Origin of the sequence: Methylobacterium cerastii (assembly GCF_022179125.1) — a bacterium.
Classification (GTDB): Bacteria; Pseudomonadota; Alphaproteobacteria; order Rhizobiales; family Beijerinckiaceae; genus Methylobacterium; species Methylobacterium cerastii.
Genome location: NZ_BPQG01000038.1, coordinates 23,328 through 49,328, shown reverse-complemented (window position 1 = coordinate 49,328; position 26,001 = coordinate 23,328). Strand labels below are relative to the sequence as shown.

The 26,001-nt window shown below is 72.3% G+C and carries 24 protein-coding genes, 2 tRNA genes and 1 pseudogene; 15 read left to right on the top strand and 12 right to left on the bottom strand.

The features are described from left to right. Positions 1–443 precede the first annotated feature (443 nt). Entirely contained in the window at positions 444–1,004 is a 561-nt protein-coding gene (locus MFF13_RS13540; RefSeq protein WP_238272313.1) for a hypothetical protein, read from the bottom strand. 178 nt (positions 1,005–1,182) lie between these two features. Here MFF13_RS13540 and MFF13_RS13535 point away from each other — a divergent pair, with 178 nt between their 5' ends. From MFF13_RS13535 to MFF13_RS13510, 6 genes are all read left to right on the top strand, one after another. Next, positions 1,183–1,392, top strand: coding sequence for a helix-turn-helix domain-containing protein (locus MFF13_RS13535; protein ID WP_238272312.1), 210 nt, complete (start codon positions 1,183–1,185; stop codon positions 1,390–1,392). 277 nt (positions 1,393–1,669) lie between these two features. Next, positions 1,670–1,906, top strand: coding sequence for a hypothetical protein (locus MFF13_RS13530; protein WP_238272311.1), 237 nt, complete (start codon positions 1,670–1,672; stop codon positions 1,904–1,906). Then, positions 1,903–3,315, top strand: a complete 1,413-nt coding sequence (locus MFF13_RS13525; protein ID WP_238272310.1) for a replicative DNA helicase — start codon at positions 1,903–1,905, stop codon at positions 3,313–3,315. The genes MFF13_RS13530 and MFF13_RS13525 overlap by 4 nt, the downstream gene beginning before the upstream one ends. A 26-nt stretch (positions 3,316–3,341) precedes the next feature. Continuing rightward, positions 3,342–4,247 carry an LvrA C-terminal domain-related protein gene (locus MFF13_RS13520; protein ID WP_238272309.1) on the top strand — a complete coding sequence of 302 codons (906 nt, stop codon included), beginning with the start codon at positions 3,342–3,344 and terminating at the stop codon, positions 4,245–4,247. 53 nt (positions 4,248–4,300) lie between these two features. Next, positions 4,301–4,498 carry a hypothetical protein gene (locus MFF13_RS13515; protein WP_238272308.1) on the top strand — a complete coding sequence of 66 codons (198 nt, stop codon included), beginning with the start codon at positions 4,301–4,303 and terminating at the stop codon, positions 4,496–4,498. Beyond that, on the top strand, positions 4,495–5,427 hold the full coding sequence (locus MFF13_RS13510) for a tyrosine-type recombinase/integrase (RefSeq protein ID WP_238272307.1): 933 nt from the start codon (positions 4,495–4,497) through the stop codon (positions 5,425–5,427). The genes MFF13_RS13515 and MFF13_RS13510 overlap by 4 nt, the downstream gene beginning before the upstream one ends. Before the next feature lie 186 nt (positions 5,428–5,613). Here MFF13_RS13510 and MFF13_RS13505 read toward each other — a convergent pair. From MFF13_RS13505 to rocF, 4 genes are all read right to left on the bottom strand, one after another. Further along, positions 5,614–5,689, bottom strand: a tRNA-Asn gene (locus MFF13_RS13505). A gap of 264 nt (positions 5,690–5,953) precedes the next feature. Beyond that, positions 5,954–6,027 (bottom strand) — tRNA-Cys (locus tag MFF13_RS13500). 198 nt (positions 6,028–6,225) lie between these two features. Continuing rightward, a complete protein-coding gene (locus tag MFF13_RS13495) occupies positions 6,226–7,116 on the bottom strand; it encodes an urease accessory protein UreD (RefSeq protein WP_147831355.1) in 891 nt (296 codons plus the stop codon). Beyond that, the gene (gene rocF, locus MFF13_RS13490; protein ID WP_147754563.1) at positions 7,113–8,060 is read right to left on the bottom strand and encodes an arginase; all 948 of its coding nucleotides are present in this window, start codon (positions 8,058–8,060) and stop codon (positions 7,113–7,115) included. Before rocF ends, MFF13_RS13495 begins: the two co-directional genes overlap by 4 nt. A 235-nt stretch (positions 8,061–8,295) precedes the next feature. Between rocF and MFF13_RS13485 the strand changes: the two genes are divergently transcribed. Then, complete coding sequence (locus tag MFF13_RS13485; protein WP_147831357.1) at positions 8,296–8,661, top strand: DUF2171 domain-containing protein; 366 nt, start codon at positions 8,296–8,298, stop codon at positions 8,659–8,661. Between the two features lie 10 nt (positions 8,662–8,671). On the opposite strand, the gene MFF13_RS13480 is transcribed toward MFF13_RS13485, so the two are convergent. From MFF13_RS13480 to selB, 3 genes are all read right to left on the bottom strand, one after another. After that, positions 8,672–9,496 carry an SGNH/GDSL hydrolase family protein gene (locus MFF13_RS13480; protein ID WP_373322534.1) on the bottom strand — a complete coding sequence of 275 codons (825 nt, stop codon included), beginning with the start codon at positions 9,494–9,496 and terminating at the stop codon, positions 8,672–8,674. Between the two features lie 171 nt (positions 9,497–9,667). Next, a complete protein-coding gene (locus MFF13_RS13475; RefSeq protein ID WP_147754561.1) occupies positions 9,668–10,141 on the bottom strand; it encodes a cupredoxin domain-containing protein in 474 nt (157 codons plus the stop codon). 352 nt (positions 10,142–10,493) lie between these two features. Further along, positions 10,494–12,395 (bottom strand): selenocysteine-specific translation elongation factor, encoded by a 1,902-nt coding sequence (gene selB, locus MFF13_RS13470; protein ID WP_147831359.1) that lies wholly within the window; start codon positions 12,393–12,395, stop codon positions 10,494–10,496. A 376-nt stretch (positions 12,396–12,771) separates the two neighbouring features. Between selB and MFF13_RS13465 the strand changes: the two genes are divergently transcribed. From MFF13_RS13465 to MFF13_RS13450, 4 genes are all read left to right on the top strand, one after another. Next, positions 12,772–14,355, top strand: a complete 1,584-nt coding sequence (locus MFF13_RS13465; RefSeq protein ID WP_147831361.1) for a CYTH and CHAD domain-containing protein — start codon at positions 12,772–12,774, stop codon at positions 14,353–14,355. Positions 14,356–14,599: 244 nt separating this feature from the next. Then, positions 14,600–15,061, top strand: coding sequence for a tellurite resistance TerB family protein (locus MFF13_RS13460; protein ID WP_147831363.1), 462 nt, complete (start codon positions 14,600–14,602; stop codon positions 15,059–15,061). Between the two features lie 97 nt (positions 15,062–15,158). Then, the gene (locus tag MFF13_RS13455; RefSeq protein ID WP_147831365.1) at positions 15,159–16,418 is read left to right on the top strand and encodes a Zn-dependent hydrolase; all 1,260 of its coding nucleotides are present in this window, start codon (positions 15,159–15,161) and stop codon (positions 16,416–16,418) included. A 3-nt stretch (positions 16,419–16,421) separates the two neighbouring features. After that, positions 16,422–17,669, top strand: a complete 1,248-nt coding sequence (locus MFF13_RS13450; RefSeq protein ID WP_238272306.1) for an allantoate amidohydrolase — start codon at positions 16,422–16,424, stop codon at positions 17,667–17,669. Positions 17,670–17,678: 9 nt separating this feature from the next. Here the strand turns inward: MFF13_RS13450 and MFF13_RS13445 are convergent, their stop codons facing one another. The 4 genes and pseudogenes from MFF13_RS13445 to puuE form a co-directional block, all read right to left on the bottom strand. Beyond that, positions 17,679–18,881, bottom strand: a complete 1,203-nt coding sequence (locus MFF13_RS13445) for a DUF1501 domain-containing protein (protein WP_147831369.1) — start codon at positions 18,879–18,881, stop codon at positions 17,679–17,681. Positions 18,882–18,890: 9 nt separating this feature from the next. Continuing rightward, positions 18,891–20,414, bottom strand: a complete 1,524-nt coding sequence (locus MFF13_RS13440; protein ID WP_373322533.1) for a DUF1800 domain-containing protein — start codon at positions 20,412–20,414, stop codon at positions 18,891–18,893. A gap of 73 nt (positions 20,415–20,487) precedes the next feature. After that, on the bottom strand, positions 20,488–22,122 hold the full coding sequence (locus MFF13_RS13435) for an HAL/PAL/TAL family ammonia-lyase (protein WP_147753850.1): 1,635 nt from the start codon (positions 22,120–22,122) through the stop codon (positions 20,488–20,490). 58 nt (positions 22,123–22,180) lie between these two features. Then, positions 22,181–23,092, bottom strand: a pseudogene (puuE, locus tag MFF13_RS13430) (allantoinase PuuE); the annotation flags it as partial. Between the two features lie 159 nt (positions 23,093–23,251). On the opposite strand from puuE, the gene MFF13_RS13425 reads away from it, so the two are divergent. The 4 genes from MFF13_RS13425 to hpxZ all read left to right on the top strand — a co-directional run bounded on the left by MFF13_RS13425 (position 23,252) and on the right by hpxZ (position 25,897). Beyond that, positions 23,252–23,722: an ureidoglycolate lyase gene (locus tag MFF13_RS13425; RefSeq protein WP_238272305.1), complete on the top strand. Its 471-nt coding sequence runs from the start codon at positions 23,252–23,254 to the stop codon at positions 23,720–23,722. Between the two features lie 186 nt (positions 23,723–23,908). Continuing rightward, positions 23,909–24,106, top strand: a complete 198-nt coding sequence (locus MFF13_RS13420) for a DUF4089 domain-containing protein (protein ID WP_147753853.1) — start codon at positions 23,909–23,911, stop codon at positions 24,104–24,106. A 4-nt stretch (positions 24,107–24,110) separates the two neighbouring features. Next, positions 24,111–25,517, top strand: coding sequence for an AtzE family amidohydrolase (locus MFF13_RS13415; RefSeq protein WP_147831377.1), 1,407 nt, complete (start codon positions 24,111–24,113; stop codon positions 25,515–25,517). Next, positions 25,517–25,897 carry an oxalurate catabolism protein HpxZ gene (gene hpxZ, locus MFF13_RS13410; protein ID WP_147764366.1) on the top strand — a complete coding sequence of 127 codons (381 nt, stop codon included), beginning with the start codon at positions 25,517–25,519 and terminating at the stop codon, positions 25,895–25,897. Before MFF13_RS13415 ends, hpxZ begins: the two co-directional genes overlap by 1 nt. Positions 25,898–26,001 lie beyond the last annotated feature (104 nt).

Genomic DNA, 26,001 nt, shown 5'->3' with positions numbered 1-26,001 from the left:
GCGACCGCCCGTCAGCTCGCCGGCCGGGCGTGCGGTCCATTCGGGAACGCCCAGGATCTCACCGAGGGTGCGGTCGTCGCCTTCCATCACGCAGCCGCCCGCATGGAAGCGCCAAGAGCGCCCGGAGACGGGTCGCGCGGATCGGGCGAGGGATGGGAGCGGATCGAGGCGAGGCCGACCGCGAGGGCGGTACGCGTCACAACCGAGACCTTCACACCAGCGGCGCGGGCCTCACCATCAAGGGCAGCCCGCAGATCGCGCGGGAGACGAAGGGTCAGAAACTCGTTTTAGGTCGAGCGCACGTTGTAACTCCCAGAGAAGCATTCGATGAGTAATGCACGGTCAGACTGGATGTGTCGCAAGTCTATTTCAAGGCGCCGCGCCTGTCGTATCTTGCGTTTTCTGCATCTCTGCTGTTGATCGATCAGGACAACTTGTCGCAGTTATTCGGCCGGCGGCCACGGGCCTTTGTGCCCGAGAGGGGGCAGCGAGACCCCGAGCGCGGCAATAGATCCCGGAGCATCAGCCCCCGCCCGATCCGCACGGGCGGCAGCGAGCCGCTTCCTATGCTCTGTGAAGCTCGGAGGGAGGTTCCTGAAAACCTCGGGCAAGTTGCTGAGAACCCGCTTCTCGGCATCGTGTCGAGTGGCTTCATCCTCTCGGATAGTCTTTCCCGACCGAGCCTCGGCGGCACGTATCTCATAAGAAAGCATATACCAGATCATATAGGCGTCATCGCCGCCGACCATTTCGAGCATGTGGTCTTCGACTAAGCGAACACCGTCGGAGAAGGCAGAAGCCGCTACGGACTTATAGCTCTCCATTGCGGCTTCGATCACCGAAACCAGCTCAAAAGAGCGATCAAGCCGCAATTCTATTTCCTGTGACAGCGATCGTCCCGACTCCGCGGCGGCAGCGTCTAGGCGCTCACGCACCGCAGGCGCAACGCGCACCATCAGCGGCGCGCGGACATTCCCGGCCTCCGGCTTAGCTCTCGTCGCCATCAAAGCTCCTCCTGTCTCTCGCGCGCCTCCTGCCTCCTACCAACGCCGCGACGCGATGTAAACGCTAGCAGTTGCCTGGGCGCCCTAGATACCCCAAGGGCGTGAGGCCCTTGCGGTCTCGGCACAGGCGATTTAGGGTAAAAAATACGCTGGCGTTTACGAATTGATGGAGGCGAGCATGTACGAGCCCTTGAAGACGGCCATCGACAACGGAACAGGCGTCAGCGTCCCGCTTCTGGCGAAAGCCCTCGGGGTGTCTCGGAATGCCATCTATCGCGCGATCGACCGCAAAGAGATCCACGCCACCAGCATCGGCCGGCGCGTCGTGATCCCTGCGGATGTGGCTGCCCAGGTGGCCGGCATGAAGCCCGAGCCGATCGCCGCCTAACCCCGCCCATCCCGGCGGGCGCGTCCCGCTGGATCACCGCGCCGAGCCGTCCGGCCGGCGCTTATCAGCAGGAAACAGAAATGAGAAACCCCGCGACGCGCGGGGCGAACGCAGGGCTCTCGAATGCAGCTGTGGCGGCTTGCGATCAGAGAGATACGGCGGTTCGTCCCCTTCGACAAGACTTATTCATCGCCCGACGCTTCGGCCTCCCGCCTGCCACGGCTGGAGCCCTTGCCGATTTGGCGTTTCCTTCTCGCGACGACTGGCGGTGCCGCGCATGACGGGAACCCCGCGCACGGTCGCCACCATCCAGAAGAATAATTTTGCGGAAGTGCGTGTGCAGCTCGTGCGCCCGGGCGGCGGTCCTCCCTTGGTGGACCTTCGCGTCTTCGATTTGTCAAAGCCTCAGCGCGGCGATCCCTTTCCCACCAAGGCAGGGTTCTGCCTCACGTTGGATCGGGTGCCGGCTTTGATCGAGGCGCTTCACGCAGCCGAGCGGGAGGCATCACGATGAACGCGCTCTCCGCCACGCTCGACCCGGTACTGCCGAACGCCTTCGACTCTGAGCAGGGGCTCCTTGGCGCGATCTTACACCACAACGATGCAATCGATCGGGCTCGGGAGTTCGTCCAGCCGGACGACTTCTCCGACGCGGTGCACCAGCAGATTTTCGCCGCGATGGTCACCCGCAGAGATGCCGGCGAGGCGATCGACCTCGGTCTGATGAAGGCTGTCCTCGGCGATGCCGATCTCGGCGGCATCACGGTCGGCCAGTACCTCATCAACCTGATGCACGGTGCCACCACCGTCAGCAATGCCCCGAGCTACGCCCGTTTGATTACCCAGGCCGCTCGGATGCGGACCGTGATTGAGACGGCGCAGATCGGCATCGCCGCGATGACGGGCAGCACCGTCCACGATCCGGCAGAGACCGCCGGCAACATGATCGAGGCACTGGACGCAGTAGCCAGTGCAGCGCTCGCCGAACACGCGCGCCGCGTCTCATTGGGTGCCAGTGCTGCCAACGTCCTCGCCCGCGCCAATCAGGTTCGGCAAGGGGCTGCGCCTCGCGGAGTCCCCTACGGCGTTCCGAGGCTTGACGGAGCGACCCTGGGGATGCGTGGCGGACAGCTCGTGATCCTCGCCGGGCGGCCGGCAATGGGCAAGACAACGGTAGGCCTGCACGTCGCCATTTCCGCAGCCCGGCATTCCGGCCCGGTCGGCTTCTTCTCCATGGAAATGGATGCCAGCGAACTCAGCGAGCGCGTCATGGCCGCCGTCGCCTACGATCCGCGGGCGCAGGACGTGATCTCCTATCGAGCCATCGCCGACGCCAGCAGTCTCTCGAACGAAGCGATGGAGCGGCTGATCAAGGCACAGCGCACCTGTGCCGGCATCCCGCTCTGGATCGAGCCACAGGCCGGGCTCACCCTCGCGCAGATCGCCGCCAGAGCCCGGCAAATGCGCCTGCAGGCCGAACGCCAGGGCAAACCGCTCGCGGCGATCGTCGTGGACCATATCGGCCTGATCCGCCCCTCCAAGCGCTACTCGGGCAACCGGGTGCAGGAGATGACCGAGATCTCGTCCGGCCTGAAGGGGCTGGCGAAGGAACTCGGCATCCCCGTAGTCGGCCTGTGCCAGCTCAACCGCGAGGTGGAGAAGAGGCCGGACAAGCGCCCCCTTCTGTCCGATCTGCGAGATAGCGGTTCGATCGAGCAGGATGCCGATGTCGTCCTTGGGCTGTTCCGGGAGTCCTACTACCTGGAGCACAAGGTCGGCCGGACGGACGAGGAGGATATCTGCCTCTCTAATTGTCAGAACGAGCTTGAGATCGAGATCCTGAAGCAGCGCTCGGGGCCGACGATCCGGGTCACCTGCTTCTGCGACATCGCCTGCAACGTGTTGGCGGAGGTAACTCGATGAGTTCCTTCCCAACGATGCCGGTAGGCGTGGACCGCTACCTCGCCGACACCGCGCACCTCACCCTTGAGCAGCAGGCCGTGCATTTCCGCCTGCAGATCTATGCTTGGCGCTCGCCCGGCTGCCGGCTGCCCGACGACGACGCCAAGTTGGCCCGTATGCTGGGCATTACCGGGAAGCGCTGGGCCAGTCTCAAGCCCGCAGTCACGGCGCTTTGGACCCTGAGCGAAGGCCTTTGGGCCAACGAACAGGTTACCCGCGAGCACGAATTCGTTGAGGGAAAAATCGAGAAAAGGCGTTCCGCCGGGAAGCTCGGTGGCCGACCTAAGTCATTGCCGGACAACGATCCAGGCAAAGCAAAAGGTTCTGAAAACGAAAAGCAAACGGAAAGCAAAACGAAAGCAGCTACAGCTACAGCTACAATACCCCCTAAGGCCCCCAAGGGGGCGGACCCGGACGGCTTCGCCGAGTTCTGGCAAGCCTATCCGAAACGGGATGGCGACAATCCCCGGAAGACGGCCGTTCGGGCCTACGCCAAGGCGGTCCGTGATGGGGCCGAGCCGGCAGCGATCCTTCGTGCCGTTCGAGCCTATGCCGCCGAGCTTCGGACGAAGGGCAGGATCGGAAGCGAGTTCGTCGCCCAGGCTACGACCTGGCTCAATCAGGGTCGCTTCGAACGCTTCACTCAAGGTCCTGAGGCTCAGGAGGGAGGCGAGGGGCCCGATCAGCGCGCCCGGCTCGCCAAGGTGCCCGATAGCGAATGGCGGAACCGCCTGAGCGTCTGGAAGAGCCGTGGCGGGCACTGGCCCTACCAGCATCTCACCGAGCCGCCCGACGACCCGCGGACGAAGGTGCCGGACCACGTCCTCGCCGAGTTCGACATCCAGCATCTCACTGAGCGGCCGACGCTCGCCCTGATGACGAGGACAGGCTGATGGCCGCCGGCCTTAAACCGTTCGCCAAGCTTCGTGGTCGAGGGCGCACGTAGATGCCGCGCCGCGCTGCCAGCGTCACACAGGCCGATATCGCGCGCGCAATCCGGGCAATGCAGGCGGCCGGGTTGCCGGTGCTCCGCGTGATCGTGCGCGCCGATGGAATTGCCGTGGAAACGGTGGCCGACAGCTCCGAGGCCTCTGTGCCCGAAACTGAGCGGGTTGCGGACAGGGACCGTGTAGTGATCCTATGACCATCGAGATGCCGCGCCCGCGCCCGCCCTTCCTGCTCCGCGAGACGAGCCGCCATGGAAACGTGGTCTGGTACGTGCGGCGCGGTGCTGGTCCGCGGATCAGGCTTAGAGCCGAGTATGGGTCGACCGCGTTCTGGGAAGAGTACCGCGCCGCAGTCGACGGCCGCGCCCTGGTCGAGCCCGCCACGCCTGCCCCGGGTGCCGGCACGCTGAAGTGGCTGATCGAGCGGTACATGCTCCACAGCGCTTGGACGAAGGACCTGTCCATCGCAACGCGCGGCCAGCGCAGCGGCATCCTGAAGGCGACGGTTGCCATCGCCGGGCACGAACCGGTATCGGCGATCAACAAGCGGTCGATCCAGGAAGGCATGGAGCGCCGGCGCGAGAAGCCCCACGGCGCCAACAACTGGCTCAAGACGATGCGAGGGCTCTTCGCATGGGCTGTCGAGCACGGCCACGCTACCAGCGACCCCACGCATGCTGTGAAGCTCCTCGGCGGCCCGAACGACCGCAACGGCTTTCACACGTGGACCGAGGAGGAGGTGGCGCGCTTCGAGGCGCGATGGCCACTCGGCACGCGGGAGCGCGTCGCCCTCGATGTCCTGCTCTACACCGGACTGCGGCGCGGTGATGCCGCACGGATCGGCCGGCCGCACCTACGCAACGGCGTCCTGCGCCTCGCAACGGAGAAGACCAGCCAGGACGTGTCGATCCGGGTGCTACCCGCATTGGCGGCGACGCTCGCGGCAGGCCCTGTCGGCGACCTCACGTTCATCGCCGGCGAGCGCGGCCGTCCCATGACGAAGGAGAGCTTCGGCAACTGGTTCCGCGAGGCGTGCCGGGTGCCGGCGTTCCTGGCACCGCCCACGGCCTGCGCAAGGCGGGCGCGAGGCGCGCGGCGGAGGAGGGCGCCACAGAGGCTGAGCTGAATGCCTGGTTCGGATGGGCAGAGGGCAGTCGGGAAAGCGCGACCTACGTACGCGGCGCCAACAGAGCGAAGCTCGCCGAACGGGTCGCGGAGAGGGCTGCGGCGCGAATGTCTATCCCCGCACCACCTGACCCGGTGCGGGGTTCAGGGCGAAAAGATCAACCTGAAGAATGGCTTGAAAGGGTGATGGCTCCCCGAGCAGGACTCGAACCTGCGACAAGGCGATTAACAGTCGCCTGCTCTACCAACTGAGCTATCGGGGATCACGGGGGGTGCTCTACACAGCGCCGTTGCGGGGCGCAAGGGCCTCGGGCGGATGTTTCGCATTTCGCGGGCGGCGCGCAGGGCGGCGCGCAGGAACCCGCGGCGGCGGCGTTGCGCCCGGGCCACACGGACCCGTGCCGGGGAGGGCGCCAGACCGCGGAACGCGGGCGGACAGCCGCTCGCGGCGCGCGAGACGCATGGCGCAGGCGGTGGATCGCGAAGGGAAGGATCGATCGGGAAACGACGGTCGCGGGGTCGTGCGATGGAGGCCTCGCCCGGAATCGAACCGGGGTGCAAGGATTTGCAGTCCTCTGCGTAACCACTCCGCCACGAGGCCTCGTCGCTCCGGCGCCGCCGTCGAAACGGGGCGCCCGCAAGATCCCGTGCCGGGCGGCCGGCGCGGGGTGAGGGGTCTCTAGCAGACGAGGCGGGCGCTGAGCAACGCCCGCGAGGCGGTATCTCAGGGCAATCGCTCGAAAGCCCTGGCCTTGGTTTCTGACGCCCTCGATCGCTGGCGATCGACAGCTCGCGAACCTCAGGCCTGCCACACCCGCGGCAGCGGGACGCCGCGGTAGCGCACGAGCAGGCGGGCGGCGAGGGCGCGCAGCGGCCCGAGATCGGCGGCGAGCAGCCGGATCGCGAGGTGGCCGTTCCAGGCGCTCGCGCCGGCCTCGACGCCGGCGCCGTCGTTCGCGCCGCCTTCCGCCAGCAGGCCGCGAACCTCGTCCAGGCGCGCCTCCGCCCCGGGGGAAAGGTCGAGCAACGTGGCGCAGGCCCCGGCGCCGCCGCCGATCGCGGGCCGCGCGAGGCGGGCGGCGATCGGGCCGTCGAGGCGGAGGCTGTCGGCGTAGACGAGGCGCCCGGCCCGCCGGATGCGCCAGACGTCCTCGAACAGCCCCGCCTCCACCCGCTCGCCGCGGGCGGCACGGCCGAAGGCCACGGCCTCGAACACCAGTAGCCCGGCATCGGGCGCGAGGTCGGCCTCGAAGCGGCGCCGCAGGCGGGCGCGGTCGAACAGGATCGTCTCCTGCGGCAGCCAGGCGAGCCGGGCGCCCGGGCCGAGGTCGACGCGGTTCGCGATTCCGCTCACCGGCCCGTCCGAGCGGTAGACCTTCTCCGCAGCGGTCGTGGTCATGACGAGGTCGGCGCCGGCCTCCAGCGCGACCGCGACCGCGAAGTCGTCGCCGCAGGCGATGCCGCCGGCGGTGTTGACCAGGATCGCCTCGGGGGTGCCGCCATGCGCGCGCGGGAAGCGCAGGCGCGAGGGGCCGGATTCGGCAAGGTCCGCGACCCGCGTCGCCGTCCCCACCCCGTCGGCCGCGACGCGCAGCATCACCCGGCCGACCGAGCGCTGGCGCAAGGGCGGGCTGGCCGCGCCCGGCGCGGCGGCGCCCGCAGGGTCGGGTCGGGCCTGGCCCTCGCTCATCCGCGCGTCGCGGGCGCCGGCACCGCGGCGATCGGCGGGGTCGGGCGGTCGAGGATGCGGCGGCCGAACAGGCTGGCGACCAGTTCCACCAGCACGCGGGCGCTGCGGCCGCGCTCGTCCAGGAACGGGTTGAGCTCGACCACGTCGAGCGAGCCGACGAGGCCGGAATCGTGCAGCATCTCCATGATCAGGTGCGCCTCGCGGAACGTCGCCCCGCCGGGCACCGTGGTGCCGACGGCCGGCGCGAGGCCGGGATCGAGGAAGTCGATGTCGAAGCTGACATGCAGGTGGCCCGAGGCCGCCGCGACCCGCTCCAGGCTGCGCCGGAGCGGCGCCACCACGCCGAACTCGTCGATGTGGCGCATGTCGGTGACCTCGACGTTCCGCGCGGCCACGAGCGCCCGCTCGCCGGCATCGATCGAGCGCAGGCCGAACAGGTGGACGCGGGTCGGGTCGAGGGCGGGGCGGCCGGGGTCGGCGAACAGGTCGGACAAGCCGGGCTCGCCGCAGAGCGCCGCCAGGGGCATGCCGTGCAGGTTCCCCGACGGCGAGGTCTCGGGGGTGTTGAAGTCGGCATGCGCGTCGAGCCAGAGCACGAAGAGCGGCCGGCCGGTCCGCGCGCAGTGGCGCATCGCCCCCTCCACGGTCCCGAGCGACAGGCTGTGGTCGCCGCCGAGGACCACGGGCAAGTCGCCCGCATAGAGCGCGGCCTCGACCCGCCGGGCGAGCGCGCGGGTCCAGGCGGCGACGGCCGGCCTGCCGACGGCGTCGGCCGGCCCGTCGGGCACCACGTCGCCGTGGTCGGCCACCGCGTGGCCGAGGTCGCGCAGGGTGCGGACGAGGCCGGCGGTGCGCAGGGCGGCCGGGCCCATCACGGAGCCGGGCTCGCTGGTGCCGACCTCGGTCGGCACGCCGAGGATCGCGATACGTTCCGGCCCGTCCATTCCCACCCCGTTCCTGCGGCGTCCTGCCGGTCGCCGCGCCTCATGACAGGCTTCGGCGACGAACCCGTGTCCGGGCACTCGCCAAGGGCTTTAGCCGGGAACGGCCCTCGACACGAAGGCCCACGGGCAAGCCGCGAGCCAGGGGCTGCCGCGGCCGGCGCGGAAACGGGGAAACGCGCCGGGGCGCGGGCGGTTGGGAGGGACGCCGACCGCGACGCATCGAAGGAGATCGCCCATGCGGGACCGTTTACAGGCCTCCCCTCGCCGAACCGCCGCCTGCCGAGCCTTGGCTTCTGCCGCGGCGATCCTGCTCGCGCCCGCGGCCTTCGCGCAGACCACGCCGGTGGCGGGAGCCGCCCGCGTCACCGCGCACATGGAGGTGGTCGGCGCGGACGGGGCGCATGTGGGCACGGTCGACACGGTCGAGGACGGGACCATCGTCCTGGCCGGGACCGACCGGGATGCGGGCGGGCGGCCTCACGTCATCCCGATCGCGTGGATCGGCACGGTGGACGGCAAAGTGCTGCTGACGAAGCCGGCGGCCGAGGCGAAGGCGCAATGGGATCGGGTCGGCAGGCCGGGCGGCGACCCGAAGCGCTGAAGCTCCGCCCTTACTCGGCGACCGCCTCGGTGACCTGGACGCGGCCGGCATCCTCGATGATCGCGGCGGCTGCCGCCTTGGCGAGCATCGCGTAGCCGCGGTCGGCCATGTGGAGGCCGTCGGCGGAGAAGAGCTGGTTGTGGGTCAGCTTGCCGTCGCGGATCCAGCCGCGCATCAGGTCGGCGCGGCGGATCACCGGCACGTCGAGTTCGTCGCCGATCTCGCGCACGGCGTCGCGGAAGCGGTCGGAGCCGGGGGTGGCGTCGAGCTTCGGGCACCATTGCGGCTCCATCAGAACCACGTCGATGCCGGCCTCCTGCATGCGGCGCACGGCGCTCACCGTCGCCTCGCGGAAATGCTCGATGGACACGCCGCGAAGGGGGTCGTTGCTGCCGGTCTGCCAGATCACGAGCTGCGGCTCGGCGGCGATCACGTCGCGGTCGAGGCGGCGCAGCATGTCGTCGACGTGCTCGCCGCCGATGCCGCGGTTCAGCACCGTGATGCTGGCGGCGACGCTCGGCAGGGCGGCGCGCAGGTCCGCCTGCAGGCGGGCGGGGTAGGCGTTGGCCGGCGTGCTGGCGCCGATGCCCTCGGTGGAGGACGAGCCGAAGGCGACGATGCGCAGCGGCGCGCCGATGGCGATCTGCCGGGCGACGTGCGGCAGGTCGATCTCGGCGCCCGCGTCGTGGAAGCCGAAATCGAACGGAGCCGGGAGGAGGTCGGCGTAGGCGAGCACCGCGCTCGGCAGGACGAACAGCCCGGTGAGCAGCGCGACGCCGCGAATCAAGCCCCGCAGGGGTTTCGTGACGCGGCGGGCGGACACGGTGTTCGGCACGGGCACCATCGGAGCGTTCGGGCTAGCAGGGATCGAATACGATCCTACGGGACCGATCGAAAGGTCCCGTCTGCAACACCTGTTGAATTCCGATTGAATTCGTAACGCAAAATTAAGGCTGAATTCCGGTGATGCCGTCTCCGCCCGCCCGCGCCCTGCCGCCCGACTCGGTCAGTTCGCCGGCGGCGTGAGCACGAGCTTGCCCACGAACGGCGCGTTCTTGTTGGCGGTGCTGGTGCAGGCGAAGTCGTGGTTTCCGGCCTCGAGCGTCCGCACGCGCAGGGTGCCCTGGCCGTCGCGCTTGACCAGGTAGCCCTTCTCGCTGGCGACGTGCACGAGGTCGCCGTCGGCGTGGAGCACGTGGCCGTTCTCGAACAGGCCGTCCGCGGTGATCGTCACCGGCGTGTCGGCGTGGCTGACCACGTGCAGGGCGACGTCGGTGTTGGCGGGCAGGCGCAGCTCCGCCGGGGCGCAGACCGGCTTGCCGTTCTCGGCGGTGATCGTCAGCTCGACCGGCGGCATCACGGAGCTCGACGGCGCGGGCAGGGGCTTGCCTTGGGTAAGGGGCTTGCCTTGGGCATGGCCGGAGACGGTCCCGAGGAGGAGGATGGCGGCCGCGGCGAGGTCGCGTCGAAGAAGCTGCATGAAGGTCTATCCGGAGAAGCGTGAGCGGCAGGCGGCGCGCGGTCGCGCCGCCTCGGGATAGGAGTGGAATGGCAGCCGGGGCATGCGAGTTCCGGCACGCGACGCCGCACCGGCGGCTCGCGGAGCGGTCCGGCGGAACCGGCCTCGACCGCGCGGCGGCCGGTGCATCAGCACCGCGTCGCTGCCGTGGACGGCCTCTCCGTCGTCGGCATGCTCCTGCTCTGGACCGGGGCTCGGTCCGCTCCTCCGGCATCGCCCAGGACACCGCATCCCTCGCCGACGCGATCGCCGGACCCGCCGCGGCGCGGCCGCTTCCGATCGCCCGCCGAGACGGCCAAGCCCCGGCGAGGGCCTACCCGACGATCACCCGCCGGTCGCCGGCCCGGCGGGTGAAGCCGGTGGCGTCGAGGTGCTCCAACAGCGGGATCGAGAACTTTCGCGAGATCCCGAGCGCCGCTCCGGCCTCGCGGGCGAGGAAGCCGGATTCCGGGCCGGTCGCCTCGGGGAAGGTGGCGCGGAGCTTGGCCCGCGCCTCCTCCACCGCCGCCTTGTGGAACAGCACGGCGCGGCGCTGCACCCGGTCGACGGCGCGGATCACCGTGCCGGCGCCGACGAGGTAGGTCAGCGCCTCGCGGCGGCGCACGTCGCGCCCGACCGCCTCCGCCTCGTCGGGCGGCGTGAGGCCGGCTTGGCGGAACAGGGCCTCGAGGCGCCGGGCGACCTCGCTCTCGTTGCGGGCCGGGTTGAACCCTGCGCGGCGGAAGAGGGCGGCGCCCTGAGTGCCCCCTGATGCGACGTCGCCGGTGGCGACGAGGTCGCGCAGCGCCGCGGCGGCCACCGGCTCGGCGAGTCCGAGCGCCCTGACGATCCGCTCGACCGGCAGGCCGTGCTCCATCGGCTGGTCGCGATGGTGCCCGTCCAGCACCGCCAGGATCGCGTCGCGAAGGCTCGCGAAGGCCGGTCCGCCGAGGATGCGCTCGCCGACCTCGCGGGCGCCGAGCGACGGCAGCAGCGCCCGCACCCGGTCGGGCGCCGCGCCGCCGACGCGGGCGAGGTCGCCCAAGGCGGCGCCGGCCGCCCCCGCTTGCGCGAGGCGGATCGCCAGAGCCTCGGCCGGCCCGCCTTCGGCAAGCGCCGCGAGGTCGGCGAGCACGCGGGGGTCGTGGCGTTTGCGGCGGCGGCTTTCGGGATCGAGCACCCGCCCGCCGGCCACCGTGGTCGCGGGTGAATCGCGGCGCAGGATGAACGGCTCGCGCGCCGGCACGGTGACGGCGGCGTCGAGGTGGAGCTGCGCCGGCGCCGTCGCGCCGGGCTCCAGCGCGTCGCGGTCGAGGAGGCGCAGGCGCGCGCCGACCTCGCTGGTGCCGAACAGCAGCCGCAGGGCCGTGCCTCCGGGAAGCGGGTCGCCGCCCGGGCTCGCGATGAGCGAAACGTCGAGCCAGCGCGACGACGCCAGGAGGTCCGGCGGCGCGAGTGCCTGCCCCCGGGCGATGTCGGACAGGCCGACGCCGCGCAGGGCCACCGCCGTCCGGCGACCGGGCTCGGCCGTCGTCACGGCGCGGCCGTGGATCTGCAGGCCGCGCACCGTCGCCGTGGCGCCGCCCGGCACGATCGCGACCGCGTCGCCGACGGAGAGGCGCCCGCGCCGGAGCGTGCCGGTGACCACCGTGCCGAAGCCCGCCCGCGAGAACACCCGGTCCACCGGCAGGTAGGGGAAGCCGTCGTCGGCCCGCGGCGGAGCCTCGTCGAGGAGGGCCGCCAGCGCCTCGGACAGGGCGGGCAGGCCGGCGCCGGTCAGCGTCGAGGTCGCGACGACGGCCGGCGCCTCGAGGCCCGCCCGCGTGGCCGCCGCCGCGACCTCGGCCGCGCGCTCCGCCAGCCGCTCCGGCGCGACGAGGTCGGACTTGGTGAGCGCGACGACCCCGCGGCGCACGCCGATCAGCCGGGCGATCTCGAGGTGTTCGAGGGTCTGGGGCTTGATGCCCTCGTTGGCGTCGACCGCCAGCAGCACCGCGCCCATGCCGGTGGCGCCCGAGATCATCGCGCGGACGAAGCGCTCGTGGCCGGGCAGGTCGACGAGGTCGATCTCGCCGTCACGCCCCTCGGGCGCGAGGAGGGCGAAACCCGGCACGATCGAGACGCCGCGGGCCTTCTCTTCCTTCAACCGGTCGGTCTCGATGCCGGTGAGCGCCCGGACCAGCGCGGTCTTGCCGTGATCGACATGTCCGATCACGCCGACGAGGAGTGTCTTCATCGCTTGCTCGTCACCGTCCCGACCGGGCGTGCTTCCAAAATCGCTGCCGCCGCGCGGCGTTCGTCCGACGACATGGCCGCGCACGCACCGGACATGCAAGCCGTTCCCATGAACGGCCACGTCGCGCCACCTGATCCCGCGACGCGCCCGCCGGGCAGGACCCCACCGCAGTCGATTGCGCACGATAGGTTATCGCATCAGGCTTTTGCACGAAGCGCAGGCGCCACCAAGGGCGAACTTCGCGGATGCGGCGCGGGGTGCGGCACCCTGGCCCCGCGCGTGCTACAGGGCTGCGGACCGCGACGGATCGGAGGAGAGTCCGGTGCGTTCTCGCGGTGACGGGGCTACGGCCCGAAACCAACGGACGACACGCTACATGGACACGCCGCGCGAGATCGAGCTGAAGCTGGACTGCACGGGCCCCGACCTCGCCGCCCTCGGCGCGCACCCGCTCCTGCAGGGGCACGGTGAAGGGCAAGCTGACGGGCACGGCGAAGCCGGAGCCTCCGAGCCGAAGCTTCTCGCGGCGACCTATTACGACACCGAGGACGGGGCGCTGCGCGCCGCCGACCTGACGCTTCGGGTGCGGCGGACGGGGGACACCTTCGTCCAGACGGTGAAGGCGGGCTCGGGCGCGGCCGGACTGTTCGACCGGGCGGAATGGGAGAGCCCGGTCGCCGGCGAGGCGCCCGATCCGTCGGCCTTCGCCGGCACGCCGGTGGCCGACCTCATCGCCGAGGCGAAGGCGCCGGCGCTGGTGGCGCAGTTCCGAACCGTGGTGATGCGCTCGGTCCGGCCGGTGACCTACGGCGCCTCGCGGATCGCGGCGACCCTCGACGAGGGCCGGGTCGAGACGGAAAAGGGCGACGCGCCCCTGTGCGAGCTCGAGCTGGAGCTCGAATCCGGCAACCCCGCCGACCTGTTCGCGCTGGCCCAGGCGCTCGCCGAGACGGTGCCGCTGCGCGTCGGCGTGCTGTCCAAGAGCGCCCGCGGCTTCGCCCTGCGCGACGGCAAGGCCGCACGGCCGAGCAAGTCCGACATGTCGCCGCTGCCGAAGGACGCGACCGGCGGCGAGGCCTTCCGCCACATCGCGCTCGGGTGCCTGCGGCACCTGCGCCTGAACGAGGACGTCTGGCGGCACGCCCGCGACCCGGAGGCGCTGCACCAGATGCGGGTGGCCCTGCGGCGGCTGCGCACCGCGCTCTGGCTGTTCCGGCCGATGCTGGCGGGCGACGACCGCGCGACCGCGCTCGGCGACGAGATCAAGCGCGTCACCGAGCCGTTCGGCCGGGCGCGCAACCTCGACGTGTTCCTCGAGAGCACCCTGCCCGAGGAGATCGCCCGGCGGCCGGACGAGCCGGGGCTCGTCGCCCTGCGCGAGCGCCTGGAGACCGAGCGCGACCGGGCGCACGACGCCGTCGGCGCGATCCTGGCCTCGCCCGAATGGCGCGGCCTGCTCCTCGACCTGCTCGCCTGGATCGAGGTCGGCCCGTGGCGGGAGGGCGCGGGCAAGCTCCGCGACGCGCCTGCCCGCGAGCTCGCCACGGAGGTGCTGGAGCGCCTGCGCCGGCGGATCGCCAAGCGCGGCCGGCACATCGAACGGCTCGACCCGGAGGCGCGCCATCGCGTGCGCATCGCCGGCAAGAAGCTGCGCTACGGTGCCGAGTTCTTCGCGGGCCTCTACGGCGGCCGGAAGGCGCGTCGGCGCCACAAGGCGTTCGCCGCCGCGCTGTCCGACCTTCAGGACCACCTCGGCGGCCTCAACGACCTCGCCACCGCGCACGCGGTGATGGCCGGCCTCGCCGACGAGTCCGGCCCCAAGCCGGACGCCCTCGACGGCCAGGCCCTGTTCGCCGCGGGCCTCGCCACCGCCGACGCCGAGGCGAAGGCAGGCGACCTGCTCGCGGGCGCGGCCGAGGCCCACGGCGCTCTGACCGACCTCAAGCCGTTCTGGCGCTGAAGCGGCCGGCCCACGGCACCTCGACGAGGCCGGACCATGCGGGCCGGGCGCGCCCGTTGGGGGTAGGCGCGCCCGGCCCGACGGTCGGCCGGCATCCGGACCGGGAGGCCGGGCGACGGGGCATCATCGCGCCTGCGTTTTTCTCGATCATGTCCGTTCGACGCGGGCCGTCATCGGTGCAACACGGACCGCCCGGGTTCTGTTATCCCCCCGACGCATCGGCGACCCCAAAGACCCGGTTCCCATGAGCTTCCTGAAAGACATCTTCGGCCGCCTGACCCAGGCGGTGACGGCCTATGCCGGCGACAAGGGCTTGATGCTGGCGGCGGTCTCGGCCGCCGCCAACGTCATCGTCGCCGACGGCGAGGTGGCCGGCGCCGAGTTCGAGACGGCTTTGGCCGGCCTCAAGGCCAACCCGATCCTCGAGAAGGGCTACGACACCCTGATGCTCGAGGCCGAGCTCTACGACGGGATCGCCCGCGCCCGGACGCGGGCGGGCCGGGCGGAGAACCTGCGCCACGCGTCGGCGCTCGCCGACCGGGCGCAAGCGCTTCGCGAAAACGTCTTCCTGATCGCGGCCGACGTCGCCGACCAGGACGGGATCAGCGGCATCGAGGCGGTGGCGCTGGCCGAGATCGCCGCCGCGCTCGGCGTCGACGGCGACGCGCTGCTCGGCGCCTCGCCGGTGCGCCGCCCGGTGCCGTGATCCCGGGCGGCGGCCGGACGGGCACGATCCTTGCCGGCCGCCGGGCCGTCACGCGGGCATCGTGACACGAGACACACACGCGAACACGGAGGCCAGGATGGCCGGCACGGCGAAGACCCATAACCTGCGCGTCGACGGCTCGCGCCTGTGGGCGACGATCGCGGAGACGGCGCGGTTCGGCGCGACGCCGGCCGGCGGGCTCAACCGCCTCACCCTGTCGCCGGAGGACGGCCAGGTCCGCGACTGGTTCCGGGACGCCTGCCAGGCTGCAGGGCTCACGGTGCGGGTCGACGCCCTCGGCACCCAGTACGCCCTGCGGCCCGGGCGCGACGCGAGCCGCCTGCCCGTCGCCTTCGGCTCGCACCTCGACACCCAGCCGACCGGTGGCCGCTTCGACGGCATCCTCGGCGTGCTGGCCGGGCTGGAGGCGATGCGCGCCCTGAACGACGCCGGCATCGAGACCGAGGCGCCGCTGCTGCTGGTCAACTGGACCAACGAGGAGGGCTCGCGCTTCGCCCCCGCGATGATGGCGTCCGCCGCCTATGCCGGCGACTTCACCACCGACGAGATCCTGGACAAGACCGACGCGGCCGGCATCACCGTCGGCGATGCGCTCGACGCGATCGGCTATCGCGGGACCGACGCCGTGGGCGACCAGGCGATCGGCGCCTTCGTCGAACTGCACATCGAGCAGGGGCCGATCCTGGAGGCCGAGGGCCTGACCGTCGGCGTGGTCGAGGGCGGGCAGGGCATCGCCTGGTTCGACGGCACGATCACCGGCTTCGAGGCGCATGCCGGCACCACGCCGATGCCGCGCCGCCGCGACGCGCTGCTCGGGCTGGCCGAGATCGCGCTCGCGGTCGAGCGGATCGCACGCGCGCACGCGCCCACCGCCGTCGCGACCGTCGGCGAGGCCGTGATCGGCGCCCCCTCCCGCAACGTGGTGCCGGGGCTGGTGCGCTTCACCCTCGACGTGCGCGACCCGAAATCGGAGGTCCTCGACGCGATCGAGGCGGAGCTGCGCGCGAGCCTCCCCGCGATCGCCGAACGGCGAAACCTCGCCGTCGACCTCGCGCGGATCTGGCGCAAGGAGCCGGTGCCGTTCGATCCGGGCGTGATCGCGGCGGTGGATGCCGCGGCCGAAAGCCTGGGCCTTTCGCGCCGCCGCATGGTCTCGGGCGCCGGGCACGACGCCTGCAACCTCGCGGGCCGGGTCCCGACCGCGATGATCTTCGTGCCGTGCAAGGACGGCGTCAGCCACAACGAGTCGGAGTCGGCGACGCCGGCCGACTGCGCCGCCGGCGCCGACGTGCTGCTGCAGACGGTGCTGACCCTCGCCAACGCGCCGAAGGCCTGATCCGTGGAGGCCCCGACCCGGCAGGCGTTCGCCCCCCGCATCCAGCGGCGGCTCGACGCGCTGGCCCAAATCAGCGCCGAGCCCGGCGCGATCACCCGCCTCTACCTCACCCCCGAGCAGGCGCGGGCCGAGGCCCTGGTCGCCGGCTGGATGCAGGAGGCCGGGATGCGGGTGCACCGCGACGCCGTCGGCAACCTGATCGGCCGCGTCGAGGGCCGCGAGCCCGGCGGCCCGGCCCTGGTGATCGGCTCGCACCTCGACACCGTGCGCAACGCCGGCCGCTACGACGGGCCGCTCGGCGTCGTCGCCGGGATCGCTTGCGTCGCGGCGCTGCTGCGCGAAGGCCCTCCGCCGGTCGCGATCGAGGTGGTGGGCTTCGCCGACGAGGAGGGCGTGCGCTTCGCCGCCACCCTCACCGGCAGCCGGGCCTTCGCCGGCCATCTCGACCCGGCGGCGCTCCGCACCCTCGATTCCGCCGGCACGACGCTCGCCGCCGCGATGCGCGAATACGGCCTCGACCCGAAGGCGGTGCCGGGCGCGGCGCGGCGCCCGGACGAGATCCTCGGCTACGTCGAGCTCCACATCGAGCAGGGGCCGATGCTGGAGCGCGAGGGGCTGCCCGTCGGCCTCGTCACAGCGATCAGCGGGGCGAGCCGCCTGGAGATCACCCTGTCGGGCGAAGCCGGCCACGCCGGCACCGTCGCCATGACCGAACGCCGCGACGCGCTCGCGGGCGCCGCCGAATGCATCCTGGCGATCGAGGCGCGCTGCCGCGGCGAGGAACACCTCGTCGGCACCGTCGGGCGCATCCAGGCGCTGCCCGGCGCGGTCAACACCATCCCGGGCCAGGCCAAGTTCAGCCTGGACCTGCGCGCGCCCGACGACGCGCAGCGGCACGCCGCCCTCGCGGACATCGACGGCGCCTGCAAGCGCATCGCGCTCCGCCGCCGGCTCGGCTTCGGCATCGCCCTCCTGCACGAGGCGGAGGCGGTGCCCTGCGACCCGGGCATGACGGCGCTGGTCGAGGCGGCGATCGTCGCCGAGGGCCATCCCGTCCTGTCGCTGCCGAGCGGGGCCGGCCACGACGGCATGGCGGTGGCGGCGATCGCGCCGATCGCCATGGTCTTCGTGCGCTGCCGCGGCGGCGTCAGCCACAACCCGGCCGAGTTCGCGAGCCTGCCCGACATCGAGGCCGGGACCCGGGTGCTGCTCGGGACGGTTCGCGGGTTCCTGGCGCAGCGGGCGGGATAGCGCCGCGGATCAGACCAGCCCGAGGTCGGCCGGCGCCGCGTCCGCGAACACCCGCCGGAGGCTCGCCGGATCGAGCCCGTAGAGGCGCCGCAGCAGCCCGGCGAGCAGGCTGCGGTAGTCGGTGAGCACCGGGTGATCCCGGTTCTGGAACAGGTGCGCCTCGTCGGACCGCACCTGCGGCCCGGCGATGCGGCCGCCGCGAACCCCGCCGCCCAGCACCCAGTAGACGCTGCCGTGCCCGTGATCGGTGCCGCGGTTGCCGTTCTCGCGGAAGGTGCGGCCGAACTCGGAGAGCACGACCACCACCGTGTCGGTCCAGACGGGGCCGACCTCCTCGACGAAGCCCGACAGGCCGCGGCCGAGCTCGCCGATCCGGTCGGCGAGGTAGCCGGTGGCCGCGCCCTGGTTCACGTGCGTGTCCCAGCCGCCGACGTCGACGAAGCCGAGGTTGAACTGTTCGCGCATCAGCCGGCCGATGCGCCGGGCCGAGAGCTCGAAGCCCTTCGGCGAGACGGCGCCGCGATCCGCCTCGGCCTGATGCTCCGAGACCGACTGGTAGACCGCGTCGCGCACGCGGAACCCCTCGGCCACCGCCGCGCCAAGCGGCGTGTCGCGGTACATCGCCGTGATCAGCCCGGCCTGGCGCGCGTCGACGCCGGGCTTGGCGACCCCGTTGATCGCGATGTTGGGCACCGTCTCAGGCCCGCGGAAGATCAGCGGGATCTGCTCGGTGAAGGCGATCGGCCGCACCCGCGTCAGCTCGGCGGCGAGCCGCGCCATGAAGCCCGAATTGTAGTCGCGGGCGGCGCCGACCGTCTGCCCGAGCTCGATCGTGTCCTGGGTCTCGAAATGGCTGCGCGTGAGGTCGTCGGTGCCCGAAAACGGCACGAAGGCGGCCTGCCCCTTCGCGTAGAGCGGCAGGATCGTGTCGCGCAAGCTCGGGTGCAGGCTCCAGTCGGCGTCGAGCGCCAGGGCCGCCGCGGGGTTGGCCGGGTTTGGCCGCGCCACCGCGAGGGTCGGCCGGGCGCGGTAGTAGAAGTCGCCGCCCGTCGGGATCACGACGTTGGCCGCGTCGTAGGCGCCCCGCAGGAACACCACGAGCAGGCGCGCATCCGCCTTCGGCGCGGCCCAGACCCGGCCGGCGACGGTCGCGAGCCCGAGCGCGAGGGAGGCTCGGATCAGGTGGCGGCGGTGCGGGTCGCGCGGGTCCATGGGCGGCCTTCAGCGCATGAATTCGGGGGCGGACAGGAACAGGGTGTTCCAGTCCTGCGGGGAGACGGCGCGGGCGAGGGCGTCCCGGGTCGGGGCGCCCAGCGTCGCCGACAGGGTCGAGAAGTACAGCCCGTTCTGGAGGAGCGGGAAGGCCGGCTCATCGGGCAGGCCGGGGGCCGGCTTGAACAGGCCGGCGGAGCCCGACCCGATCTGCCGGGCGATCTCGAAGCGCGTCGTCATCTGCCCCGGCCCGTTCCAGGCGGCGGCGCCGAGCGGGTAGCCGTCCGGCGTCGAGCGGTTGAACAGGCCCTCGCCGAGGCGGTTGAGCCAGCCCTGGACCGGCAGGGTGTTGCGGATCGTCCGGTCGTCGTAGGCGAGGCGCACGGCCGAGAGCACGTACCGGACCGGGTCCTTGAACCCGCCCCCGAGGGAGGCCGCGAACTCGGGCGCGTGGACCAGCGCGTCGAGCACGGCGGCGATGTCGCCGTCGCTGCGGGTGAAGACCTGCGCCAGCCGCGCCACCAGGGCGTCCGGGGGCGGGGCCCCCAGGACATAGGTCGCGAGCGCCGCCGACACGGCCCGCGCGGTGGCGGGCGCGCGGGCGATCAGGTCGAGGGCCTCGACGACCTCCGGCCAGCCGCGGCCGCGGATCGCGTGGCCGAGGAAGACCTTGTCACCGTAATCGTGGCGGTTCGGGTTGAATTCGAACAGGCCGGCGCGGACGAGGTCGGCCTGCCGTTCCGGCTTCAGCTTCGGGTCCTCGGGGCGGGCGTCGATGCCGACGCCCGTGAGGATGCGGGCCAGCGCCTCGACGTCGCCCTGCGTGTAGCCGGAGCCGACGCCCATTGTGTGCAGCTCCATCAGCTCGCGGGCGTAGTTCTCGTTGAGATGGCCGGCGGCGTTGTCGGCGTTGTCGAGGTAGCGCAGCATCGCCGGGTGCCGCAGGGTCGCCTCCAGCAGGTCGCGGAAGCGGCCCAGCGCGTGCGGGCGGATCGCCGCGTCGACGTAGTCGCCGACCATCGCCCGCAGGTTCGCCTTGCCCTGGTGGACGTTGAAGCGGTTGAGCCAGAACCAGGTCATGCGCTCGCGCAGCTGGTCGGGGCTCGCCAGCGCCCGCAGGATCGTCGCCGCGGCGGCGTCCCGGGCCGTGGCCGACAGCGCCGCCTGGTAGGCCTGCTGCGCGGCCTTGCGCGCCTCCGGGTCGGGCTCGGCGTTGGCGGCCTTCGCCTGCGCGTCGAAGGCGGAGATCCGCTCGATCAGCGTGCCCTTCGGCGCGAGCGCGTCGACCTGCGCCTGGGCGGCCTCCGGCAGGCGCGGGCTTACGAGGGGATGAAGCTGCTCCTTGAGCCAGCGCTCGCGGCCCTTGGCGCGCAGCTCCGCATGGCTCGCGGGCGAGACGCCCCAGGTCAGGGCATCGAGGAAGGCGGCGTCGCGAAGTGCGGCGTCGGTCGCCGGCGCCGCGCGGGCTGCGACCGGCGCGACGGCCAGGAGCGTCGCGAGCGTCAGACAGGACGCGCCAAGGGCAGGGCGCACGATCGAATCCCCCTCGTTCCCGCCCGATCCAGCGACCCGATTGTGGCGCCGATGCGGTCGCGGGCCGCGGGGCCTATTCCAGCGGGCCGACCGCGGCCTCCACCGCCGCGACCACCGCCCCCGAGCGCACCAGAGCGAGCGCGGCCTCCATCTCGCTCTGGTACCAGCGGTCGCCGGACAGGGCCGGGGCGATGACCTTGCGCACCGCGTCCAGCGCCGCCTGGGTGCCGGAGCCGAGGGGATGCTCCCGGGCCACGTCGGCAACGAGGGAGAGCGCCTGGCAGGCCATCAGGATCTCGCCGGCGACGATGGTCTCGACGTTGGCGACGATGGTGCGGGCCTTGCGCGCGCACCAGGTCGAGTTCGAGACGTGGTCCTCGGCGTTCGACTTGCCGGGGATCGAGTCGACCGAGCCGGGCATCGACAGGGTCCGGTTCTCCATGACGAGGGCCGACATCGTGCATTGCACGGTGGCGAAGCCCGTGTTGAGGCCCTTCTTGCCGGCGAGCAGGTTGCGCGGCAGGCCGTAGCTCATGGTCGGGTCGACGAGGCGCGCGAGCCGCCGCTCCGAGATCGAGCCGAGGTCGGTGGCGGTGATGGCGAGCAGGTCCATCGCCTGCGCCACGTAGGCGCCGTGGAAGTGCCCGGCCGAGATGCAGGTGTAGTGGTCGGCCCCGTCGGCGAAGATCAGCGGGTTGTCGGTGGCCGCGTTGATCTCGGTGCCCATGATGCCGTCGACGTAGGCCAGCGCCTCGCGCACCGGCCCGTGCACCTGCGGCGCGCAGCGCAGCGAGTACACGTCCTGCACCCGCGGCGGCGGGGCTTGGCCGGGCGCGCGGGCCTCGTCGGGGAACACCGTGACGCGGGCGCCTTCGGTGCAGCGCTCGGAATCGCCGATCATCCGCAGCACGTTGCGGGCCGAGGCCGCCTGGCCCTTGTGCGGGCGGGCGGCGTGGACGCGGGGATCGAAGGCGGCCTTCTCCGCCCGCAACGCCTCGAGCGTCAGGGCGAGCGCGACCTCGGCGGCCTTCAGCACCCGCTTCATGTCCTCGAGCGCCAGCACGCCGACGGCGAGCGACACGGTGGAGCCGTTGATCAGAGCCGAGGCGTCCTTGGCCTCCAGGGGGAATTCGGCCGGAAGGCCCGCCAGCGTCAGCGCCTCGCGGGCCGGCATGCGGCGGCCCTCGTAATAGGCCTCGGCCTCCGCGAACCCGCAGATCGCCCCGGCCAGGTGTGCCAGCGGCGCGAGGTCGCCCGACGCCCCGACCGAACCCTTGGACGGGATCACCGGCACGATCCCGGCGTTCAGGCAGGCGAGCAGCCGGTCGACGACGGCGACGCGCGGCCCGGAGAAGTTCGAGGCGAAGGCGTTGGCGCGCAGCAGCATGGTGGCGCGCACCGCCTCCGCGTCGAACGGCTCGCCCATGCCGGTGGCGTGGGCGTAGACGGTGAGCCGCTGGTAGGCCTGCATCTCGTCCATGCGCACGCGCTGGTCCTTGAACAGGCCGACGCCGGTGTTGAACGAATACATCAGCGGCGCGTCGTCGGTCATGAAGTGCGCGTCGATGTAGTCCCGCGCGCCGACGAGGTTCTTTCGCGCGCCCTCGTCCAGGACCGCCTCGGCGCGGTGGCCGGCGGCGTCGGGGCGGGCGACCGCGAGCACGTCCGCTGCGGTGAGGGTGCGGCCGTCGATGGTGGTCGTCGTCATGGGCTGTCTCTCGAAGGGGGGCTTTCCCGGCGGGGGAGCACGAACCGGGCCGTCACGGCGCCGGATGGCGGGCGATCCAGTGGCGGGCGACGTCGAGGCGGCGGGCGAGCCAGACGCGGTCGTGGGCGGCGACGTGGTCGAGGAAGCGGGCGAGCGCCGCCATCCGCCCCGGCCGGCCGACGAGGCGGCAATGCAGGCCGACCGACATCATCTTGGGCGCCGTCGCACCCTCGGCGTAGAGCACGTCGAAGCTGTCGCGGAGGTAGGCGAAGAACTGGTCGCCGGAATTGAAGCCCTGGAGGCTGGCGAACCGCATGTCGTTGGCGTCGAGGGTGTAGGGCACCACGAGGCCGTTGCGCCCGGCCTGCGTCAGCCAGTAGGGCAGGTCGTCGGCGTAGGAATCCGACAGGTAGGTGAAGCCGCGCTCCAGGCCGAGCTCCAGGGTGTGGACCGAGGAGCGGCCGGTGTACCAGCCCTCGGGCCTCGTCCCCGTCACCGCCGCGTGGATGCGGATCGCCTCGTCCATCGCCGCCGCCTCGTCCGCGCGGGAGGCGTCGCGCATGTCGATCCACTTGAGGCCGTGGCTGGCGATCTCCCACTCGGCCTCCCGCATCGCCGCGACGGCCTCCGGGTTGCGCATCAGCGCATGCGCCACGCCGAACACGGTGACGGGTATCCCGCGGGCCGTGAACAGCCGCCACAGCCGCCAGAACCCGGCGCGCGAGCCGTACTCGTAGAGCGATTCCATGTTCATGTGGCGCTGCCCCGGCCAGGGCTGCGCGCCGACGATCTCGGACAGGAACGCCTCGGACGCGGGGTCGCCGTGCAGGATGCAGTTCTCGGCGCCCTCCTCGTAGTTCAGCACGATCTGCACCGCGACGCGGGCCTCGCCCGGCCAGTCGGCCCGAGGCGGGTTGCGGCCGTAGCCGACGAGGTCGCGGGGGTAGGCAGGGTCGCGGGAATCGGTCAACGGATCTGCTCGGGTGGTCGCCAGGCTCCCTCGACGCAAGGACGCGGCCGGGGCCGCCGTCAACCCCGCCCGCGGGATCCGGCCCGAATCCCGCTTGAAGCCGGCGCCCGCCGTGCCCCCTCGGCGCGGCGCCGGAAAGCCGTGAAACCAGGACCGCCGATGCGCACGATCCCGATCGAACCGGTGGACGAGGCCGCCCTTCGGCCCTTCGCCGACCTGCTGGTCGCACCGGACAGCGGGCCGCGGCAGGACCATGCGAGCCCGATCGAGAACTTTCGCGTGGGCGTGGCCGCCAACCTCGCCCTGATCCGCAGCGAGCCGTTCGCCGGCCTGATGCCCCTGACCCGCCTGGAGCGGCATCCCCATTCGAGCCAGGCCTTCCTGCCGCTGGCGGTGGAGGCCTACCTCGTCGTCGTGGCGCCCGACCGCGACGGGCGGCCCGACGAATCCGCGATCCGCGCCTTCCGGGTCCCGGGGCATGCCGGCGTCAACTACCGCGCCGGGGCCTGGCACGCGCACCTGACGACGCTCTCGACCCCCGGCACCTTCGCGATGCTCGTGCACGAGGACGGCACGCCGGAGGATTGCGTGTTCGCCGCCATCGGGCCGGTGACCCTCGGCCCCGATTGATCGATCTGCGCCCGCATGATGCGCAGCGTCAGCCAAATGATTATAAAATAGGCAAATCCGCTCGATCGGATCATGCCTGCGAAATGGGCAGGCGCGATACTAAGCCCCTTACGCGCCGGGTTTGGCGCAACCCTTGCCCGCCGACCCTGCCCCGCTCGGCCCACGCCCTTTCGATGAGGATGCCCGATGACGACCCGCGACGCACCGCTGCCGGATCTCGATGCCTTCGCCTCCGCCAGCGCCGCACTTCTCGGCTTGAGCCTCGATCCCGCCTGGGTCGCGCCGGTGACGGCCAACCTCCGGGTGCTGGCCGCCGCAGCCGACCTCGTCGGCGGCTTCCCGCTGCCCGACGAGGCCGAGGCCGCCCCGGTCTTCGAGGCCTGAGGCGATGGAGCAGAGCACCGACTGGAGCCGGGCCGAGGCCGGTTCGATCGCCGCCGGCGTCGGGCAGGGGCGTGTCCGGGCGCGCACCGTGATCGAGGCCGCGCTGGCGCGGATCGCCCGGATCGACCCGGCGATCAACGCCTTCACCGACGTGACCGCCGACCGGGCGCTGGCCGCGGCCGACGCCCTCGATGCGCGGACGGCCGCCGGCACGCCGCCGGGGCCGCTCGCCGGCGTGCCCTTCGCGGTGAAGAACCTGATCGACTGCGCCGGCCTGCCGACGCGGGCGGGCTCGAAGATCAACCGCGAGCGGGCGCCGGCCGGGCGCGACGGCGCCCTGGTGCGCCGCCTGGAGGCGGCGGGCGCGATCCTCGTCGGCGCGCTCAACATGGGCGAGTACGCCTACGACTTCACCGGCGAGAACGTGCACGACGGCGACAGCCGCAACCCGCACGGGGCCGGCCACATGACCGGCGGCTCGTCGAGCGGCTCGGGCGGGGCGATCGCCGCCGGCCTCGTGCCGCTGACGCTGGGCTCCGACACCAACGGCTCGATCCGGGTACCGTCGGCCTTCTGCGGCTGCTTCGGCCTGAAGCCGACCTACGGCCGCCTGACCCGGGCCGGCAGCTTCCCGTTCGTCAACAGCCTCGACCACCTCGGGCCGATGGCGCGCAGCGTCGCCGACCTGGCGCTCGCCTACGACGCGATGCAGGGTCTCGACCCGGACGACGCGGTGGCGACGGCCCGTCCGGCGGAGCCGGTCCTGCCGGGGCTGGATTCCGGCCTCGGCGACCTCCGGATCGCCGTGGCCGGGGGCTACTTCGCGCGCGGCGGCGACCCGGAGGCGTTCGCGGCGGTGCAGGTGGTGGCCCGGGCGCTGTCCGCGACGCGGGTCGTCGAGATCCCGGAAGCCGCCCGCGCCCGGGCGGCGGCCTACCTGATCACCGCGGCGGAGGGCGCGGCGCTCCACCTCGACCGCCTCCGGACCCGGCCGGAGGATTTCGATCCGGCGGTGCGCGACCGCCTCATCGCCGGGGCGATGCTGCCGGCGCCCTTCGTCGAGCGGGCGCAGCGCTTCCGCCGCTGGTACCGCGGCGCGGTGGCCGACCTGTTCGCGGACGTGGACGTGATCCTGGCGCCGTCCACCCCGTGCCGGGCGCCGCCGCGCGGCCAGACGCACTTCACCCTCGACGGCGTCTCGCTGCCGGTGCGGGCCAACATCGGCGTGTTCACGCAGCCGATCTCGTTCATCGGCCTGCCGGTGGCGGCGGTGCCGGTCTGGCTCGACGGCGGGCTGCCCCTCGGGGTGCAGGTGATCGCCGCGCCCTGGCGCGAGGACGTGGCCTTGCGGGTGGCGCGGGTGCTCGAACGGCTCGGCACCGTCCGCGCCCCGATCGCGGAGCTGGTCTGATGGTGATCGACGATTGGGAGGTGAAGGCCGAGGTCGAGGCGGCGTTCCGCGCCTACGAAACCGCGCTGACGACGAACGACGTGCCGGTGCTCGAGGCGCTGTTCCGCGACGACCCCCGCACCATCCGCTACGGCGGGGGCGAGAACCTCTACGGCATGGACGCGATCCGCGCCTTCCGCCGGGCGCGCTCGCCCGTGGGCCTGGAGCGGACCCTGTCCGAGACGGTGATCACCACCTACGGGCGCGATTTCGCCACCGCGATGACCCTGTTCTTCCGTGCGAGCGCGCCGGGGCGGGTCGGCCGGCAGAGCCAGACCTGGGTGCGGTTTCCCGAGGGCTGGCGGGTGGTCGCCGCCCACGTGAGCCTGATCGACGGGTAGGGCGGCCCCGCCCGCCTGAATAAACAATCAGGGCTTCCGGCCGGTCTGGCCGCGCGCTTGCATGGAGCCGGGCGTCCTCTGCGGCGCCCGGTCACGGGTGGCCG

What these genes read in the sequence shown, in the direction of transcription:
- MFF13_RS13540 (WP_238272313.1), bottom strand. Translation starts at nt 1,004, where the DNA reads ATGGCGACGAGAGCTAAGCCGGAGGCCGGGAATGTCCGCGCGCCGCTG.
- MFF13_RS13415 (WP_147831377.1), top strand. Translation starts at nt 24,111, where the DNA reads ATGGAGCAGAGCACCGACTGGAGCCGGGCCGAGGCCGGTTCGATCGCC.
- MFF13_RS13460 (WP_147831363.1), top strand. Translation starts at nt 14,600, where the DNA reads ATGAGCTTCCTGAAAGACATCTTCGGCCGCCTGACCCAGGCGGTGACG.
- MFF13_RS13525 (WP_238272310.1), top strand. Translation starts at nt 1,903, where the DNA reads ATGAACGCGCTCTCCGCCACGCTCGACCCGGTACTGCCGAACGCCTTC.
- MFF13_RS13495 (WP_147831355.1), bottom strand. Translation starts at nt 7,116, where the DNA reads ATGAGCGAGGGCCAGGCCCGACCCGACCCTGCGGGCGCCGCCGCGCCG.
- MFF13_RS13465 (WP_147831361.1), top strand. Translation starts at nt 12,772, where the DNA reads ATGGACACGCCGCGCGAGATCGAGCTGAAGCTGGACTGCACGGGCCCC.
- MFF13_RS13435 (WP_147753850.1), bottom strand. Translation starts at nt 22,122, where the DNA reads ATGACGACGACCACCATCGACGGCCGCACCCTCACCGCAGCGGACGTG.
- MFF13_RS13485 (WP_147831357.1), top strand. Translation starts at nt 8,296, where the DNA reads ATGCGGGACCGTTTACAGGCCTCCCCTCGCCGAACCGCCGCCTGCCGA.
- MFF13_RS13475 (WP_147754561.1), bottom strand. Translation starts at nt 10,141, where the DNA reads ATGCAGCTTCTTCGACGCGACCTCGCCGCGGCCGCCATCCTCCTCCTC.
- MFF13_RS13425 (WP_238272305.1), top strand. Translation starts at nt 23,252, where the DNA reads ATGCGCACGATCCCGATCGAACCGGTGGACGAGGCCGCCCTTCGGCCC.
- MFF13_RS13455 (WP_147831365.1), top strand. Translation starts at nt 15,159, where the DNA reads ATGGCCGGCACGGCGAAGACCCATAACCTGCGCGTCGACGGCTCGCGC.
- hpxZ (WP_147764366.1), top strand. Translation starts at nt 25,517, where the DNA reads ATGGTGATCGACGATTGGGAGGTGAAGGCCGAGGTCGAGGCGGCGTTC.
- MFF13_RS13445 (WP_147831369.1), bottom strand. Translation starts at nt 18,881, where the DNA reads ATGGACCCGCGCGACCCGCACCGCCGCCACCTGATCCGAGCCTCCCTC.
- MFF13_RS13510 (WP_238272307.1), top strand. Translation starts at nt 4,495, where the DNA reads ATGACCATCGAGATGCCGCGCCCGCGCCCGCCCTTCCTGCTCCGCGAG.
- MFF13_RS13535 (WP_238272312.1), top strand. Translation starts at nt 1,183, where the DNA reads ATGTACGAGCCCTTGAAGACGGCCATCGACAACGGAACAGGCGTCAGC.
- selB (WP_147831359.1), bottom strand. Translation starts at nt 12,395, where the DNA reads ATGAAGACACTCCTCGTCGGCGTGATCGGACATGTCGATCACGGCAAG.
- MFF13_RS13515 (WP_238272308.1), top strand. Translation starts at nt 4,301, where the DNA reads ATGCCGCGCCGCGCTGCCAGCGTCACACAGGCCGATATCGCGCGCGCA.
- rocF (WP_147754563.1), bottom strand. Translation starts at nt 8,060, where the DNA reads ATGGACGGGCCGGAACGTATCGCGATCCTCGGCGTGCCGACCGAGGTC.
- MFF13_RS13420 (WP_147753853.1), top strand. Translation starts at nt 23,909, where the DNA reads ATGACGACCCGCGACGCACCGCTGCCGGATCTCGATGCCTTCGCCTCC.
- MFF13_RS13530 (WP_238272311.1), top strand. Translation starts at nt 1,670, where the DNA reads ATGACGGGAACCCCGCGCACGGTCGCCACCATCCAGAAGAATAATTTT.